The organism is Paenibacillus tritici, assembly GCF_013204885.1.
Lineage (GTDB): Bacteria > Bacillota > Bacilli > Paenibacillales > Paenibacillaceae > Paenibacillus_AQ > Paenibacillus_AQ tritici.
Genome location: NZ_JABMKX010000010.1, coordinates 77,467 through 92,324 on the forward strand (window position 1 = coordinate 77,467; position 14,858 = coordinate 92,324).

The 14,858-nt window shown below is 52.1% G+C and carries 14 protein-coding genes; all 14 read right to left on the reverse strand.

Annotated features, from left to right (window positions below; genetic code table 11):
• Window positions 1-99: 99 nt before the first annotated feature.
• A complete protein-coding gene (locus HQN87_RS18690; protein WP_173136526.1) occupies window positions 100-1,833 on the reverse strand; it encodes a family 10 glycosylhydrolase in 1,734 nt (577 codons plus the stop codon).
• Between the two features lie 45 nt (window positions 1,834-1,878).
• Window positions 1,879-3,513 (reverse strand): extracellular solute-binding protein, encoded by a 1,635-nt coding sequence (locus HQN87_RS18695; RefSeq protein ID WP_173136528.1) that lies wholly within the window; start codon window positions 3,511-3,513, stop codon window positions 1,879-1,881.
• A gap of 35 nt (window positions 3,514-3,548) precedes the next feature.
• Complete coding sequence (locus tag HQN87_RS18700; RefSeq protein WP_173136530.1) at window positions 3,549-4,439, reverse strand: carbohydrate ABC transporter permease; 891 nt, start codon at window positions 4,437-4,439, stop codon at window positions 3,549-3,551.
• Window positions 4,440-4,466: 27 nt separating this feature from the next.
• The gene (locus HQN87_RS18705; RefSeq protein ID WP_173136532.1) at window positions 4,467-5,393 is read right to left on the reverse strand and encodes an ABC transporter permease; all 927 of its coding nucleotides are present in this window, start codon (window positions 5,391-5,393) and stop codon (window positions 4,467-4,469) included.
• Between the two features lie 23 nt (window positions 5,394-5,416).
• Complete coding sequence (locus tag HQN87_RS18710) at window positions 5,417-6,715, reverse strand: 6-phospho-beta-glucosidase (RefSeq protein ID WP_173136533.1); 1,299 nt, start codon at window positions 6,713-6,715, stop codon at window positions 5,417-5,419.
• A gap of 23 nt (window positions 6,716-6,738) precedes the next feature.
• Window positions 6,739-7,710 carry an N-acetylglucosamine kinase gene (locus HQN87_RS18715; protein WP_173136534.1) on the reverse strand — a complete coding sequence of 324 codons (972 nt, stop codon included), beginning with the start codon at window positions 7,708-7,710 and terminating at the stop codon, window positions 6,739-6,741.
• Between the two features lie 21 nt (window positions 7,711-7,731).
• Window positions 7,732-8,721: a LacI family DNA-binding transcriptional regulator gene (locus HQN87_RS18720; RefSeq protein ID WP_173136535.1), complete on the reverse strand. Its 990-nt coding sequence runs from the start codon at window positions 8,719-8,721 to the stop codon at window positions 7,732-7,734.
• 715 nt (window positions 8,722-9,436) lie between these two features.
• On the reverse strand, window positions 9,437-11,068 hold the full coding sequence (groL, locus tag HQN87_RS18725) for a chaperonin GroEL (protein WP_173136536.1): 1,632 nt from the start codon (window positions 11,066-11,068) through the stop codon (window positions 9,437-9,439).
• An 88-nt stretch (window positions 11,069-11,156) separates the two neighbouring features.
• The gene (gene groES / locus HQN87_RS18730; RefSeq protein WP_036723192.1) at window positions 11,157-11,438 is read right to left on the reverse strand and encodes a co-chaperone GroES; all 282 of its coding nucleotides are present in this window, start codon (window positions 11,436-11,438) and stop codon (window positions 11,157-11,159) included.
• Between the two features lie 321 nt (window positions 11,439-11,759).
• Entirely contained in the window at window positions 11,760-12,524 is a 765-nt protein-coding gene (tatC, locus tag HQN87_RS18735) for a twin-arginine translocase subunit TatC (protein WP_173136537.1), read from the reverse strand.
• 111 nt (window positions 12,525-12,635) lie between these two features.
• Complete coding sequence (gene tatA, locus HQN87_RS18740; protein WP_367272754.1) at window positions 12,636-12,875, reverse strand: twin-arginine translocase TatA/TatE family subunit; 240 nt, start codon at window positions 12,873-12,875, stop codon at window positions 12,636-12,638.
• Window positions 12,876-12,998: 123 nt separating this feature from the next.
• On the reverse strand, window positions 12,999-13,484 hold the full coding sequence (locus HQN87_RS18745; protein ID WP_036693720.1) for a MogA/MoaB family molybdenum cofactor biosynthesis protein: 486 nt from the start codon (window positions 13,482-13,484) through the stop codon (window positions 12,999-13,001).
• A gap of 94 nt (window positions 13,485-13,578) precedes the next feature.
• The gene (moaC, locus tag HQN87_RS18750) at window positions 13,579-14,055 is read right to left on the reverse strand and encodes a cyclic pyranopterin monophosphate synthase MoaC (RefSeq protein ID WP_173136539.1); all 477 of its coding nucleotides are present in this window, start codon (window positions 14,053-14,055) and stop codon (window positions 13,579-13,581) included.
• Window positions 14,046-14,708, reverse strand: a complete 663-nt coding sequence (locus HQN87_RS18755) for a 5-formyltetrahydrofolate cyclo-ligase (RefSeq protein ID WP_173136540.1) — start codon at window positions 14,706-14,708, stop codon at window positions 14,046-14,048. The genes moaC and HQN87_RS18755 overlap by 10 nt, the downstream gene beginning before the upstream one ends.
• Window positions 14,709-14,858: the final 150 nt, after the last annotated feature.

Genomic DNA, 14,858 nt, shown 5'->3' on the forward strand with positions numbered 1-14,858 from the left:
ATATTGTTAGTGCAGCCGGGTAGGAGCGGAACGGTTCCGGCGACAACAAGAAAAAGCACGCCCCCCTACAGGGCGTGCTTCCTAACTGGTTCATTGAGCTTAATTGGTAATCTTCACATTGCCGAACACGGCCTTACTCCCGGAGGCATCCCCCGGATTACTGAGCGCTATTCCAATATACACCTGGCTGTTCATGGGAATCTGCACGGTTCCGACCGTCTGCCAGCTGCTTCCATTAGATGAGATAAAGCCTTTGAAGGTATTTCCGGTTCTCTTCAGCTTTAGCCACTTCGGAACCGAAGCCGCCGCAGTCTGATCGGTCATAGTGCCCGCAGTCGCTGTCCGGTACTGGAAGGTTGCCCCATTCTCTGGGGTAAGCATCATATCCGCGTGCTTGGAATTCGAACTCAGCGACTCCCGAATCATAATACCGGCCTTGGCCCAGCCGTCCAGCCCGCTAGTGGACTGCACCTTAACTATAATCTCCGCATTGCCGCTCACGGATTGATAGATATAATTCAGCTGGTCTCCATTTCCCCAAATATCCGTAGTGCTGCTGCTGAGCGTAAATTGCTTTTTGGAAGTATTATAGGTGGCACTCCCCGGCTTGGAGCCGATATTTCTGGCCTTCCAGCCTGCCGGTAACTGGGCCGGATAATCATGTTCCCCCGGTGCTGTCCAGTCAGGGGTCGGCCAGGTAGTACGTTCATTGATTTTGATTAACTCGGATTCAGGCCAGGCTCCATAGGAGAAGAACGACAGGCGCTTCACGCCAGGATAATTCTGGCGGATTCCCTGGTAGATCTCCTGATATTGATCATTCGTCCAATCATTATCCAGCGTCGGCACAATGTCTACTGGGCTGCCGCTGATCCGGTCGCTCGTATCCTTCAGGATACCGTAGGAAGTGCTGTACACCCAGTCGCTGTTGAATTCCCAGTCATCAAAATACGCCATCGGGGCGACGAAGTCGATATCATCCTTGAATTTGGCCACATTCTGCCCCACCTCAGTGAATTCCGGCGGCAAAATATACACGCCAAGCTCCACATCCGGATTCGAGGACCCGGTAATGTCCTGCCGGATATCACCTACATACTGGCCGATTTGTTCGGTTCTCCATTCATTCCACTGCCGCCGCTTCGCAGAATCCACATCGAAATTAATAGTGAGCGGAGAATATCCGAACGCTGCCTGATATTTGGCTACCGTATAATTGCTGACATCCATGTTGTAATTATCGAAGCGAATCCAGTCTAACACCACACCATCCACCGCATAATTCTCAATGACCTCCTGAATGATGGAGCGCTCATACTGCTGCACTTCATGATGCAGCGGATTGACGAAGTATTCGTTGCCGTTCGCGCCAGTGAACGGAGTCTGAACCCCGCCCACCAGCGACTGCATCTGCCATTCATCGTGCGCCAGGAAGGCCTCCTGGTCATGGAATTGCGGAATCCACGCATGAACCTTAATTCCTGCGGCGTGTGCGGCTGTAATTACCTCCTGAAGGGCATCGAAGTTCTCGTAGCCTTGGGCAATCGGAGCGATATCACTCTGATAGAATACCCGCCCGGACGGGACCTCATCATCTTCATCCTGCTTCACGTTCAAGCTGATGACATCCACTCCGTGCTGTTCGGACAGCTCAATAAAGTCCTCGACATCCGCCACATTTTTGAACTGGTTAACGGTTCGTACAATGACTTCCGTCTCAAAAGGCGGATTGCTCTCCTCCTCGGCCATAGCCGGAACCGAAGCACCTATTCCAGAGAAAACCAACGCCAAGCTTAACACCGCAGTGAACCTTGCTCTCAGGGTAATTGTCATAGACACGCCTCCATAATAATAGTCTTATTCGGGTCACAACAAGAATTATTTCTTCGCGTTAATCTTCTGGACATTCTCCTGCCATCTTTGCGTTTTGAACTCGAGCAGCTTATCCAGCCCGGCTTTTTTGGCGTTCTTTCTAGCCGTTTCCAGCGCGGACAGCACCTCTTCATCCGACTTCGCCTGAACCATCTGGGCAAAAGCAAGGGTATGAATATTCTGAACATTCTGGGCGATGATCCCCATCTCCGTATCGGGAACCGGATCGGTATTCACGAATTCCGTAATGTCCAGAGCGGTTTTCCAGGTCACCGTGGACTGCGCTACCGTCTCCCATGATTTCTGGTTGGCGGCAAGCGAAGCCTCCAGGCTCATTTTTGCCGTATCAATAAGAGTCGTGTTGCCCGCCCAGTTGAAATCTTCGAACTTCCGCATAGTTTCCGTACGCTCATTAGCAGGTGTTGTCTTGTATTTCTCATTCGGAACCGGGGCGCCGTCTGCATCCTCTTCATCCCAATACAGACCCTTCGGACCGAAGAACAGGACCTTCTGTCCCTCCGGACCCGTGATCCAGTCATAGTAGGCGAAGATGGCCTCCGGGTTCTTGGCGGAGGTGGTAATGACATTGACGTTCCAGCCCAGTGTCTCGAAGCCGCTGACAAACACCTTATTCTTGTCTATTCCCGCCTTATGCACCGGCCAAATAATCTCATATCCGCTGTCCGGGTTGCCCGCAGTCAGTGCCCGGTGCCCCTCGGCGCCGTACGTAGTGATGTTGGATTCGACCATGACCGCCACCCGGCCGGTATTCACCTTCTCCTTCACCGCATCCTGGACCTGCTGCAGCGCATCCTGGGTAACCAGGCGTTCGCGGAACAGCTTATTAATATAGAGCATCATGTCCTCAAAAGCAGGATCGTCATAGATCGGAATCAGCCTGTCGCCTTCCGGATAACCCATAAGGGAGATGAATTTGCTGGTGGCATTCTCCTTGAAACCACCGTACATAATGTCAAGGCCGCCTCCCTTCTCACCAACCTCCAGAGGCACTACATCCGGGTACTTGTCTCGCACCTGGAGCAAATATTGATACAGATCCTCGAAGGTCTCAAGCTTCGGTCTGCCGAGTGCGTTATAGATATCCTTATTGACCATATAGCCCCCGTTGCCGAACTGCCCGGAGGTGTACCAGTTGGGGATTTGATAGATTTTGCCGTCCTCAGAACGAAGCAGGTTCAGGGTGGATTCCTTTACATATTTCTTGAAATTCGGATACTTCTCATAATACTCATCGAGCGCTACGAGCCTTCCTGCCTGCACCAGCCGTTCCACTGTGGCTCCCCGGTCCGTGAAGATCACATCCGGCAGAGCGCCGCTGACAATCATCGTGTTAAGCTTTTCTGCGGCCGCCCCCCCGGATTGCACCGGCTCAACGGTAACCTTGCGGTTCTCCTGAATCCATCTCGTCGCCTCATTCTCCCCCCAAGAGGCTGTTGTAAGCCAGTCGTAGTTCCCATAGAAGCTGAAGGTAGTAGGCTTAATGCCGCCGTCATCTGTGGCTGCCCCGGCCTCTCCCTCACTTGTGTTCTGCGGAGTGCCGGATTCCCCGCCACTGCTGCAGGCAGTGAGCAGCAGCAGGCCGGTAAGCAGAAGCGATACCCATTTCAACCGAATGCGCATGTTGTCCCCTTCTTTCTACACGATATGAAAGACTGCTATTCTTTCAATGAACCGATCAGTACGCCCTTAACAAAATACTTCTGGAGAAAGGGGTACGTCAAAATAATCGGGATAGTGGCGATCATCATCGTAGCCATAGTCAATGACTTCGTGGTGACCGTGCGATTCCGGTTCATATGATCCAGTGCAATGGCATTCGATGAGCCGATCTCAGTCATAATGTTGGAGTTCATGATCTGCCGCAGCAGAGTCTGTATAGGAAGCAGATTGTCCTTCGTAATATAGATGGCTCCCGTGAACCAGTCGTTCCAGTACCCCACCGCTGTAAATAATGCAATCGTAGCGAGGACCGGGCCGGAGACGGGAATGACAATTTTGAAGAAAATCCCATAGTTGCCGCAGCCGTCGATCTTGGCCGATTCCTCCAGCCCGTCAGGCAGCGCAGCGAAGAAGGTGCGGATCACAATCATATTGTAGACGCTGATGATTCCCGGGATAATCAGTACCCAGAAGGTATCCAGCATATGCAGAGAGCGGATGAGCAGATAAGTGGGGATCAGCCCGCCGCTGAAGAACATCGTAACCATGAAGAATACCATATACTGCTTACGGTACAGCAATGTCTTTTTGGACATGCCGTAGGCTAACAGGGCCGTGAAGAAGACCGACAAGGCCGTGCCGCTCAAGGTTCTAAGGACGGTGATCAGAAAAGAGTTCAGCAGGCGGTGATCCTGAAACACAATATAATAATTCTCGAAGGTGTACACTCTCGGCCACAGGGTTACGCCGCCCAGCGCCGTATCGCTCCCCTGATTAAAGGAGATCACAAGCGCATTCCAAAACGGATAGAGCATAATAACAGCCATCAGTGTCAAGAGGATATAGATCGTCCGCTGCATGATTTTGTCGCCCAGGCTTAGTCTCATTGTTCACTCCTCCTATAGATTGTAGGTCTACCAGAGACTAACATCTGCCCGGCGGGCGATTTTGTTGGCTGTCACCAGCAGAATTACACTGATCACCGCTTTGAACAGTCCTACCGCTGTCGCATAAGAGAATCTGGCATTCAATATCCCGACACGGTATACGTAGGTGTCAATGACATCGGAGTATGGCCGCAAGACCGGATTGGTCGCCAGCAGCAAAATGTCCTCAAATCCTGCACTGAGCAGATTACCGATGGCAAGAATCATAAAGATGATAATAATAGAAGCAATACTGGGGAGGGTAATCAGGTAGATTTGCTTAAAGCGGCTTGCACCGTCTATAGAGGCTGCCTCATACAAGGCCGGATCAACACCCGCTATCGCGGCCAGATAGACAATGCTCCCGAATCCGATCTCCTTCCACACATTGACACTCACCAGAATGGACCAGAAGTATTTCGGAATCGCCAGAAAGTTAACCGGTTCTACAATCAGGTCCAGCCGTTCCAGCAAATAATTCAGCGTTCCGTTATCCACAGATAACAGCGAGAATACGAACCCGGATACAATGACCCAGGACAGGAAATACGGCAGATAGCTGACGGTCTGGATGAACCGTTTGAACGCCATATTCCCGATTTCATTCAGCATGAGCGCAAACAGAATGGGGGCCGGGAACGTAATCAGCAGCTTCAGCAAGCTAATCACAATTGTATTTCTCATCACATTCCAGAACTCCGGCGCTTCAAAGAACATTTTGAAATTCATCAATCCGACCCACGGACTCTTCATCATGCCGCCAAAGATATCATACTGCTGGAAGGCCATAACCACGCCATACATTGGAATGTAGCTGAATATAAGAACAAAGATAATGCCCGGCCAAACCATGGACTGTAAATCTAACTGATCCCTAAACTTATGCCTTACCCTTGATTTCTCAGCCATCTTCATCCGTCTTCCCCCCGGCGTTAAGTCTAATGAAATAATGGCAAAAACGGTTTGTTGTGCTCCAGCATCTCATCCAGCAGCTGTTCAGCTACGGTGACTGAAGGGATTAGCGGATGATGCACCAGGGCTTGCAGGGCAATATCCCGGTCTCCGCGAACGGCTGCTTCGATGGTCAGACTCTCATATTGCTTAACCGCCGCCAGCAGACCTCTGACGGATGGTGGAATGCGGCGCAGCGGGACCGGCAGCGGACCTTGCTTGGTCACCAGACAGTTCACCTCGATGGAAGCATCATCCGGCAGGAAATCAATGATTCCGTTATTTCGTACGTTCAGCGTCTGGATGTCGCGCGAATCATTATAGATAGACCGCATCAGCAGTACCGCCGCCTCCGAATAATAGGCTCCGCCGCGCTGCTCCAGCTGCTTCGGCTTCTCCTTCAGCTCTACGTTCCGGTACAGCTCGAACAGCTCTTCCTCCACCTGCTTCACCACCTCAGCCCGCGAGCCGGTTGATGCTGCCGCTTCCTTCTGTTCCGCAAGCATGTCGTCTGTCATATAGTAATAGCTTAGATAATAGGAAGGGATCGCTTTTAACCCATTCAGGAACCGGTGGTCCCAGGAATCAAACGGTACATTGCTGGCCTTGTAATTCTGAGGATAGTCAATCAGCTCCTGCAGCTTGCTCTTTCCGTCAATCACCACATCAGATACCCAGTGCAGATGATTGATGCCCACGAACTCGGCGTAAATCTTCTCCGTAGGGAGTCCGAAGAACTCGGAGAGCCACTTTTGAAAACCGATGGGAGAGTTGCACAGCCCTACGCTCTTTACCGAAGAATATTTGTGTACCGCCTCGGTCACCATGCCCGCCGGATTGGTGAAATTCAGCAGCCAGGCCTCTGGGGCCAGCTCCTCCATATCCCTGCAGATATCCAGAATGACCGGGATCGTCCGCAGGCCTTTCATCATCCCACCGGGGCCTGTCGTCTCCTGACCGATCACATTGTACTTCAGCGGAATCAATTCGTCCCATTTCCGCGCTTCCAGCATACCTACCCGGATCTGTGTGCAGACAAAGTGCGCTCCGGCGATGGCTTCCCTGCGGTTAAGCGTTTCCGTTAATGTGATCGGCAGGCCGGACTCCGCAATCATACGCTTGCTTAGTTCCGTAATCGTATGCAGCTTCTCCCGCCCCTCCTCAATATCCACGAGCCATACTTCGCCGATGGGCAGCTCTTGGTGGTGCTTGATAATCCCCTCGATAAGCTCAGGTGTATACGATGACCCGGCTCCGATTACAACCAGCTTCAATGTTTCCTCCATGATAGAACCTTCCTTCACCATTTTCATTTGATTACCTGCTCCAGAGACAGGCGGTCCAGGATTTCATGATTCACATCCATTCCGCTGCTTTCCATCGCCAGAACGACCGAACCAACCACCGGCTCACGGTTTAATATCTTTAAGGTGCCATTCGGAGCCGACTGTTTCACTCTCTGCTCAATGGCGCGCTTGATGATTCCCGAACGGTCTCCCTTGGTCAGCAGGCTGCCAGCCAGTACAACGTCAAAAGTATCCTTCTCCATCGCCAGTTGGCGGATTGTCGCCGCCGCAGCCAGCCCCAATTCCTCGCCTTGTCTGATCAGTAATTCAGTGGCAACCTCGTCCCCGTCCTCTGCCGCCTGAAACAGCAGCTCGGCAATATCAGCCGGTAATTCCCGGTAATGATCCAGATACTCCTCCCGCAGCTCCGTAACGCTGGAATAGCCCAGCCGCCGGGTCAAGCGCTCTGCCAGCACCGTCTTGCCCGCTCTTCCATCATGCGCCCGCATCACGCTGCGGAATACCTCCATACTTAGATCATAGCCGCCGCCAAAATCACCAAACCGGTAACCGAACCCCCCGCATTGATGCATAACACCCATCGGATTCTTGCCGGCACAATTCACACCTGAACCGCAAATCAGTACAACTCCATAATTCTCCCCGGTGCCGGAGCGCAGTGCATTCCAGGTATCGCAGGAAATCTCCGTCCGGGGAAGGCTGAGGCGGCTGATGATCGGCCGCAGAATCCTGAAGTCAGCCTCTCTGTCGGCTCCTGCCATTCCGAACCAGGAATACTCCAGCTGGTCCTTCGTCAACCCTGACGCCATGACCGCTTCCGATACCGCCTGCTGTAAGCTCTCTTCTGCCTGCTCGCAATTCTTTTGGTGATTTCCGTTTCCTCCCCGGCCTACAGCAATAACCTGACCTTGTTCACTTGCAATCATGGCATAGGTTTTGCTGCCCCCAGCATCCACTCCCAAGTAATACTTCACAGATCATTTCACTCCTAATATTCAGGTTAATCTTACATTTGCTGACGATTCGCGCACGAGAAGCTGAGGAGCGAGCTTCGTTACAGCGGGCGGCATCACCTCCCCATGGATTAATTGCATCAGCAGATCAACCCCGATGCTGCCCATTTGCGCTTCAGGCTGCCTGACCGTCGTGAGCCGCGGGTAGAATTCGCCTGCGAACTGCTGATCATCGAATCCCACGACCGAGAGATCATGAGGAACCCGAATCCCCTCGTCGCGCAGCGCCTGGACTACTCCAAGAGCAATGAAGTCATCTCCGCAAAAAAAGGCTGTCGGAAGCTTATCTTCACGGACCCAGCGTTTGGCGACCTCATACCCCCCACTTACGGTGAACCCGCAGGAATCTGTGCCGAACGACGTTAGCCCTGCTTCCTCCAGTGCCTGGCTGTACCCCCGCTTACGTTCCGCAACGCTCAGGAATACCGAAGGGCCGCCGATAAAGGCAATCTGCGTGTGTCCAAGATTAATCAAATGCTTGGTTGCCTCATAACCACCCTGGTAATTATCGACCACGACACTGGGAACATCCTCATGCTGGAACTGGTTATCCAGCAGTACAAACGGAATATTTTTTCTTTTCAGTTCCTCTACAGATGCTTCCTCTTCCAGCGGGGACAACAGGATAATCCCGTCCACACGGTCCTTCTGAAACAGGAAGTTATCCCCTTCATCCTCATTCTCGGCAATGGATAACGCCAAGAAATACCCTTGCTCCGTCAGCTTACGGTTGACCACACGAATTACGCGGTCATAAAAAGAATCATTAAAGTTGTTAATCGACATCCCGATGACTCCCGTCTTGCCGCGTACCAGACTCCGCGCTGCGGAATTGGGCTGATAATTCAGCTCCTCCATCGCTTTAAGCACCTTCTGTCTATTGGACTCACGCACAGACGGTGAGTGGTTAAGCACTCTGGATACAGTCACTACCGAGAGCCCCGACTTTTTGGCTACATCATGAATATTCATCTAAGATTACCCGCCTCCTTCACTCCAAAGTTTAAACGATTAAACTTTCAGTGAAAATAAAAAATTCCTTACATATCATGATATATCCTTGTCCTCACTGATAATAGAACATTTAATGTCAGCTTTATCTCCATACAAACCTTATTAATCTTTACAAAAGTTTAAAGGTTTTTACTTTGGGTTAATATTACCACCGTTCTAAATATCCGTCAATCCAAAACCTGTTAATATACCTATCTCCAACTCCCTGACCGTCTGCTCTACTTCGGACACTGCTGAATGATCTGAACAAAAAGGGAGTGAATTGCGGACGATACCAACGGCTCCAACAAGCAAGTGGATAAACGTATCTTAATTAGTGGATTTGGGCGGATTTGGGGCAAGCAAGTGGAAAAACAACATTTAATGTTTGGGGTTTCTGCTACTTGGGCTGAAATGCGAATATTTAAGTGCTCTTTATCCAACTGCTGTTTGAGCAGAGTCTATTTGTTCCTCAGCAAGTGGAGTAAATCCACCTATTTCCTCCCATAGTGTCCCGACATAATATGAACGTTGACACCGGGAAGAAATTCACCGGCCATGCAAAAAGAAGCCTCCCACAAGTTCAATGAACTCATGAGAAGCTTCTAATTGTGTTACCCCTTGTGGGGGAAATGTGGGGAAATAACCTTCCCCTAACGCCAAACCCTTGTGACTACAAGGGTTTGGCGTTAATTTACATCATGCCGCCCATTCCGCCCATGCCGCCCATATCCGGCATGCCGCCGCCTTTTTCAGGCTCTGGCTTGTCAGCGATAACCGCTTCGGTAGTCAGGAACATAGCCGCTACGGAAGCTGCGTTCTGCAGCGCATAACGGGTTACCTTGGCAGGGTCAACGATCCCTGCTTCGAACATGTTTACCCACTCATCGGTAGCAGCGTTGTAGCCGATGCCGATAGCTTCTTTTTTCAGGCGGTCCACGATTACGGAACCTTCCTGGCCTGCGTTAGCAGCGATGGTGCGAACTGGCTCTTCCAATGCGCGCAGCACCAGGTTAACGCCAGTTCTTTCGTCGCCTTCAGCTACAACAGCAGCTACAGCAGCATATACGTTCACAAGAGCAGTACCCCCACCGGATACGATACCTTCTTCAACCGCAGCGCGGGTTGCGTTCAGGGCATCTTCGATGCGGAGCTTGCGCTCTTTGAGTTCAGTTTCAGTAGCAGCACCGACTTTGACAACGGCTACGCCGCCAGCCAATTTAGCCAGACGCTCCTGCAGTTTTTCTTTGTCGAACTCGGAAGTAGTTTCTTCCAGCTGGGAGCGGATTTGGCTTACACGTGCATTGATATCCGCTTTGTCGCCGCTTCCGTCTACGATGGTAGTGTTTTCTTTGGTTACGCGCACTTGACGGGCGTTACCCAGTTGCTCGATGGAAGTGCTCTTGAGATCAAGGCCCAGCTTCTCAGTGATCACTTGGCCGCCTGTCAGAGCAGCGATATCCTGCAGCATAGCTTCACGGCGGTCGCCGAATCCAGGAGCTTTAACCGCTACAGCATTGAAGGTTCCACGCAGCTTGTTCACGATCAGCATCGCCTGAGCTTCGCCTTCGATGTCTTCAGCGATGATCACCAGCGGACGCGCCTGCTGAACGATCTTCTCCAAGAGTGGAAGGATTTCCTGTGTGCTGCTGATTTTCTTGTCCGTGATCAGGATGTACGGGTTCTCCAGAACAGCTTCCATCTTGTCCGTATCCGTAATCATGTACGGGGAGATGTAACCGCGGTCGAACTGCATACCTTCTACCACTTCAAGCTCAGTCAGGAATCCGCGGGATTCTTCAACGGTGATTACGCCGTCCTTGCCCACTTTTTCCATAGCTTCAGCAATCAGTTGGCCCACTTCTTCATCCGCAGCGGAGATAGCCGCTACTTGAGCGATCGCTTGGGAATCTACAATCGGCTTAGCAATATTCTGCAGCTCAATTACAGCAGCCTTCACTGCTTTGTCGATACCTTTACGCATAACCATCGGGTTAGCGCCTGCAGTTACGTTCTTCAGACCTTCGCGGATCATCGCCTGAGCCAGAACAGTTGCAGTCGTAGTACCGTCACCGGCAACATCGTTGGTCTTGGTAGCTACTTCTTTAACGAGCTGTGCGCCCATGTTCTCGAAGGCATCTTCGAGTTCGATTTCTTTGGCGATCGTCACACCGTCATTAGTGATCAGCGGGCTGCCGAATTTCTTCTCAAGCACCACGTTACGGCCTTTTGGACCCAGTGTAACCTTTACTGCATTTGCCAAAGCATCAACCCCGCGCAGCATTGCACGGCGAGCATCTTCACTGAACTTAATTTCTTTTGCCATTGTATAGTTAACCTCCTAATAGTATTGTGAGCATTCACTTGCCTTGAATATAAGTACTCTGAAACTAACTTATGAGAAGCATCCCGGACTAGTCAAGAATAGCGTGAATGTCGCTTTCTTTCATAATCAGATACTCTTTGCCTTCGTATTTGATTTCAGTTCCGGCATATTTAGAGAAAAGCACACGGTCGCCTTCTTTAACTTCCAGCGCTACACGGACTCCGTCTTTCAAAGCTCCGCTGCCTACAGCGATAATAGTGCCTTCTTGCGGTTTCTCTTTGGAAGAGTCCGGAAGCACGATCCCGAAAGAAGTGGTTTCCTGTTGCTCGCTTGGTTCTACCAATACGCGTTCACCTAGTGGTTTAATCATGAAAAAATAGCCTCCTTTGAAATTATGTTATTTGCCTTGAAAACATAGATTGAACTGCGGGGATCTGCCGTTAGGCGGCAATATAGCTGATCAGCACCTTGAAAAAGGATGTTGCTCCGGCTATTCCCGGTTTTTTTCGCAGCGTTAGCACTCAACCCTCTGTAGTGCTAACAACAATTTTTATGATACTCAACTTGAAGACGAATTTCAAGTCCTTTTACGTAAAATCGTATTTGTTTTTGGTAAAATTATGGTTTCAGCGCTTGTCCGACACACACTCTACTACATTCTATCCCCCAAGGGGCAAAATATGCCCCTCCCCTATTCCGCCTTAACATAACGTGCTTCCCGCTCCGCATCTTCAGCCAGTTGCCTGCGGTAGACGAACGCAGACAGAAACACGCTGAATTCATACAGCGCCAGCAGCGGAATCGTCACGAGGAAGTCCGAGATGAAGTCAGGCGGCGTAATCACCACAGCGATAAACACAAGCGCAAAGTACGCATACCGGCGCATCCGGCGCAGACGCAGCGGGTTCAGCACCCTGAGCTTGGTCAGAAACATGACAATCAGCGGCAGCTCGAAGAGCAGGGCCAGCGGAATCACGAGACCGAACAGGAAGCTGAAGTATTCCGCGATGCCGTAGGTCTCCTCAAGTCCCATGCTGCGCGTAATCGAAATGGTGAAGGATAAGGCCATAGGGAACACTATGTAATAGGCAAAAGCGATACCAAGAATAAACAAAACGAACACATACGGCACATAACGCAGTGCAGCGCTCCGCTCCACGGGACGCAGGCCGGGGCTGATGAACGCCCATAGCTGAAAAACAATAAACGGCACAGAGAAGACCAGCGATACCGCCATCGCAATCTTCACGTACATGCCGATCCCGTCCCAGAAGGAGAAGGCATGAAGCACGAAGCCCTGCGCCGCGTCAGCGTCGATAAGGTACAGATAGATTGGTTTGGCAACGAACAAGCCCAGCACAAGCCCGGCCACGAACACGATCAGCACGTAGATAAGCCGTCTGCGCAGCTCCGTCAGATGATCGACCAGGGACATTTCTTCCGCTTCCAGAGACATGACTGACACCACCCGAATATGAATATGGCTATATACATTAGAGAAAAAAAGAGCGCCGCCCCGGTCTGAAGAAGACCTGGGAAAGACGCCCCTGCATGGGTAACCTGAAGATTATTCCGGCAGACGGCGGTCCTGCGGAAGTTCTGTTGCTACAGTCTGCGGAGCCGCAGGAGCAGGTGATTCGCTCCGTTTGGCCGGTTCCGGCTCATTCACAATCTCCCGCGCGCCGTCCTTGAATTCACGGAAGGTACGCCCGACTGCCCGCCCAAGCTCAGGAAGCTTATTGGGGCCGAAGAGCAGCAACGCCAAGATCACGAGCAAAATAATTCCGGGTGCGCCAATACCACTTATCATTCCGGTTTCCTCCCATCCTTCTGTCCGTTCATGATATCGTTAACAATAAAATAATAATACCATAACTTATATCACACATCCATCTTCTATCATGAACGTTTTATACAAAAGGAGATGGAATTACTGGCGGTATTGTCCTGTAACCATCAACAAGGCTTCCGGCAGCTGATCCATAATCGCCGCCAGGTTCTCATGGACCCCCTTCGGGGTACCGGGCAGATTGACAATCAATGTTCTTCCGCGAATCCCGCAGATCCCCCTGAACAGCATGGCTGCGCGGTTCTTCTGCATAACCGTACTGCGCATCGCCTCGGAGAGTCCGGGTACTTCGCGCTCAATGACACGCCTCGTCGCCTCCGGCGTAACATCGCGGATAGCCAGATCGGTTCCGCCGGTGGTCAACACCAGATCTGCCTGGAAATAATCTGTAAGCTCAATCAGTGCAGCAATAATCTCATCCTGCTCATCGGGCACGATCCGGTATTCAATGATCTCACCGCCAAGCTCCTCTTCCACCAGCTCCCGAATGACCTGGGCGCTCGTGTCTTCCCGTTCGCCTCTGGCCCCTTTATCACTGGCCGTCAGGATTGCTGTTTTCCACGCCATAGGTTGTCCCTCCCTCTCTATGTACTATGTATGTCCGGCTTCTGAAGAAGCTGCCGCTGCGCCTTCTGCTGTACAAATAATTCCATGCTGCTCTCTATTCTGCTTCCAGCGCGTAATCCCCATTCTTGCCGCCGCTCTTGGACACCAGCAGTGTTGGCCCGATAATCATGTCCTTCTGCAGCGCCTTGCACATATCATATACGGTCAGCGCCGCTGCTGAAACGGCAGTCAGCGCCTCCATCTCCACCCCGGTCTTACCCGTTGTGCTGACGGTTGCTTCTATATATAGTTCATCTTTGCTGTTATCCGAGAAGCGGATATCCACTCCCGTAAGCGGCAGCGGGTGGCACATCGGAATCCAGCTTGAGGTCTGCTTCGCAGCCATAATGCCAGCAACCTGTGCTACAGCTAACACATCGCCTTTGCGGATCGTGCCCGCCTTAATCGCGCTCAGCGTCTCCGGGGCCATACGCACCAGGCTGCGGGCAGCAGCTGTCCGCTTGGTAACTTCCTTATCGCTGACATCCACCATGCGGGCTCTGCCCTGCTCGTTGAAATGAGTTAACTCCATCTAACCCTCTCCTTCCGGCAATCCCAGATGCCGTTCTCCGTAATCAGCAGATCCATCAGGGCATCATGCTCTTCAAGCGGTACTTCAGGGACCAGCTGCAGGTCATAGGCCAGGCCAATCCACAGCGGCCTGGCAGCCCCCTTGGGAAGCCCGGCTTCACTTGCCGCGCGCAAGCGGTCGTAATACCCCCGTCCGTAGCCGAGGCGGCCGCCCTTCCGGTCAAAGGCCAGACCCGGCACGAAAACGGCCTCCGGCCAGCTGGTCCTCCCGCCTGCCGCCGTGCCGGGTCCGGTTAGAGCGGTACCCACAGCTGCAGGCTCCAGTATTCCGTAAGCGCCCGGGACAAGCTCTTCCCAGGAGCGGACGCGGTGGAGACTTAAGTCCCCGCTCTCCCGGTTCACACGGGGAAGCAGCACCTCACACCCGCCCGCCCATGCCTCCGCAAGGAGCGGACGGCAGTCCAGCTCCGAGCGGAACGGGGCATAAGCGAGCAGGGAAGCCGCTTTTGCCTGCGAGAACCAGCTCCAGGCATGACTGCATACCCGGGCAGATAACAGCGCCCGCTGCTCTATAGACAGGGCGTCCCGGAGCGCGGTATTCCCGGCCCGCAGCCTGCGCTTCCACTCGGTAAGCTGCATGCTCTGCTCCTGCATGGGCAGCCTCCTCCTTAACTTGTTCCTAGCTTATCATAGTTTGTAAGCTCAGTTTACCACTCTTCTCACTGGTTCGCCAAGGTTGATCCATTACCCTTGTTAGAAGAATGAACCTCGCACGGCAAACCTTTTTCATGTAAACTGGAGAAT

Bases quoted from the DNA above. Each gene is read 5' to 3' on its own strand.
- HQN87_RS18690 (WP_173136526.1), bottom strand. From the start codon at position 1,833: ATGACAATTACCCTGAGAGCAAGGTTCACTGCGGTGTTAAGCTTGGCG.
- HQN87_RS18695 (WP_173136528.1), bottom strand. From the start codon at position 3,513: ATGCGCATTCGGTTGAAATGGGTATCGCTTCTGCTTACCGGCCTGCTG.
- HQN87_RS18700 (WP_173136530.1), bottom strand. From the start codon at position 4,439: ATGAGACTAAGCCTGGGCGACAAAATCATGCAGCGGACGATCTATATC.
- HQN87_RS18705 (WP_173136532.1), bottom strand. From the start codon at position 5,393: ATGAAGATGGCTGAGAAATCAAGGGTAAGGCATAAGTTTAGGGATCAG.
- HQN87_RS18710 (WP_173136533.1), bottom strand. From the start codon at position 6,715: ATGGAGGAAACATTGAAGCTGGTTGTAATCGGAGCCGGGTCATCGTAT.
- HQN87_RS18720 (WP_173136535.1), bottom strand. From the start codon at position 8,721: ATGAATATTCATGATGTAGCCAAAAAGTCGGGGCTCTCGGTAGTGACT.
- groL (WP_173136536.1), bottom strand. From the start codon at position 11,068: ATGGCAAAAGAAATTAAGTTCAGTGAAGATGCTCGCCGTGCAATGCTG.
- groES (WP_036723192.1), bottom strand. From the start codon at position 11,438: ATGATTAAACCACTAGGTGAACGCGTATTGGTAGAACCAAGCGAGCAA.
- tatC (WP_173136537.1), bottom strand. From the start codon at position 12,524: ATGTCTCTGGAAGCGGAAGAAATGTCCCTGGTCGATCATCTGACGGAG.
- HQN87_RS18745 (WP_036693720.1), bottom strand. From the start codon at position 13,484: ATGGCGTGGAAAACAGCAATCCTGACGGCCAGTGATAAAGGGGCCAGA.
- moaC (WP_173136539.1), bottom strand. From the start codon at position 14,055: ATGGAGTTAACTCATTTCAACGAGCAGGGCAGAGCCCGCATGGTGGAT.
- HQN87_RS18755 (WP_173136540.1), bottom strand. From the start codon at position 14,708: ATGCAGGAGCAGAGCATGCAGCTTACCGAGTGGAAGCGCAGGCTGCGG.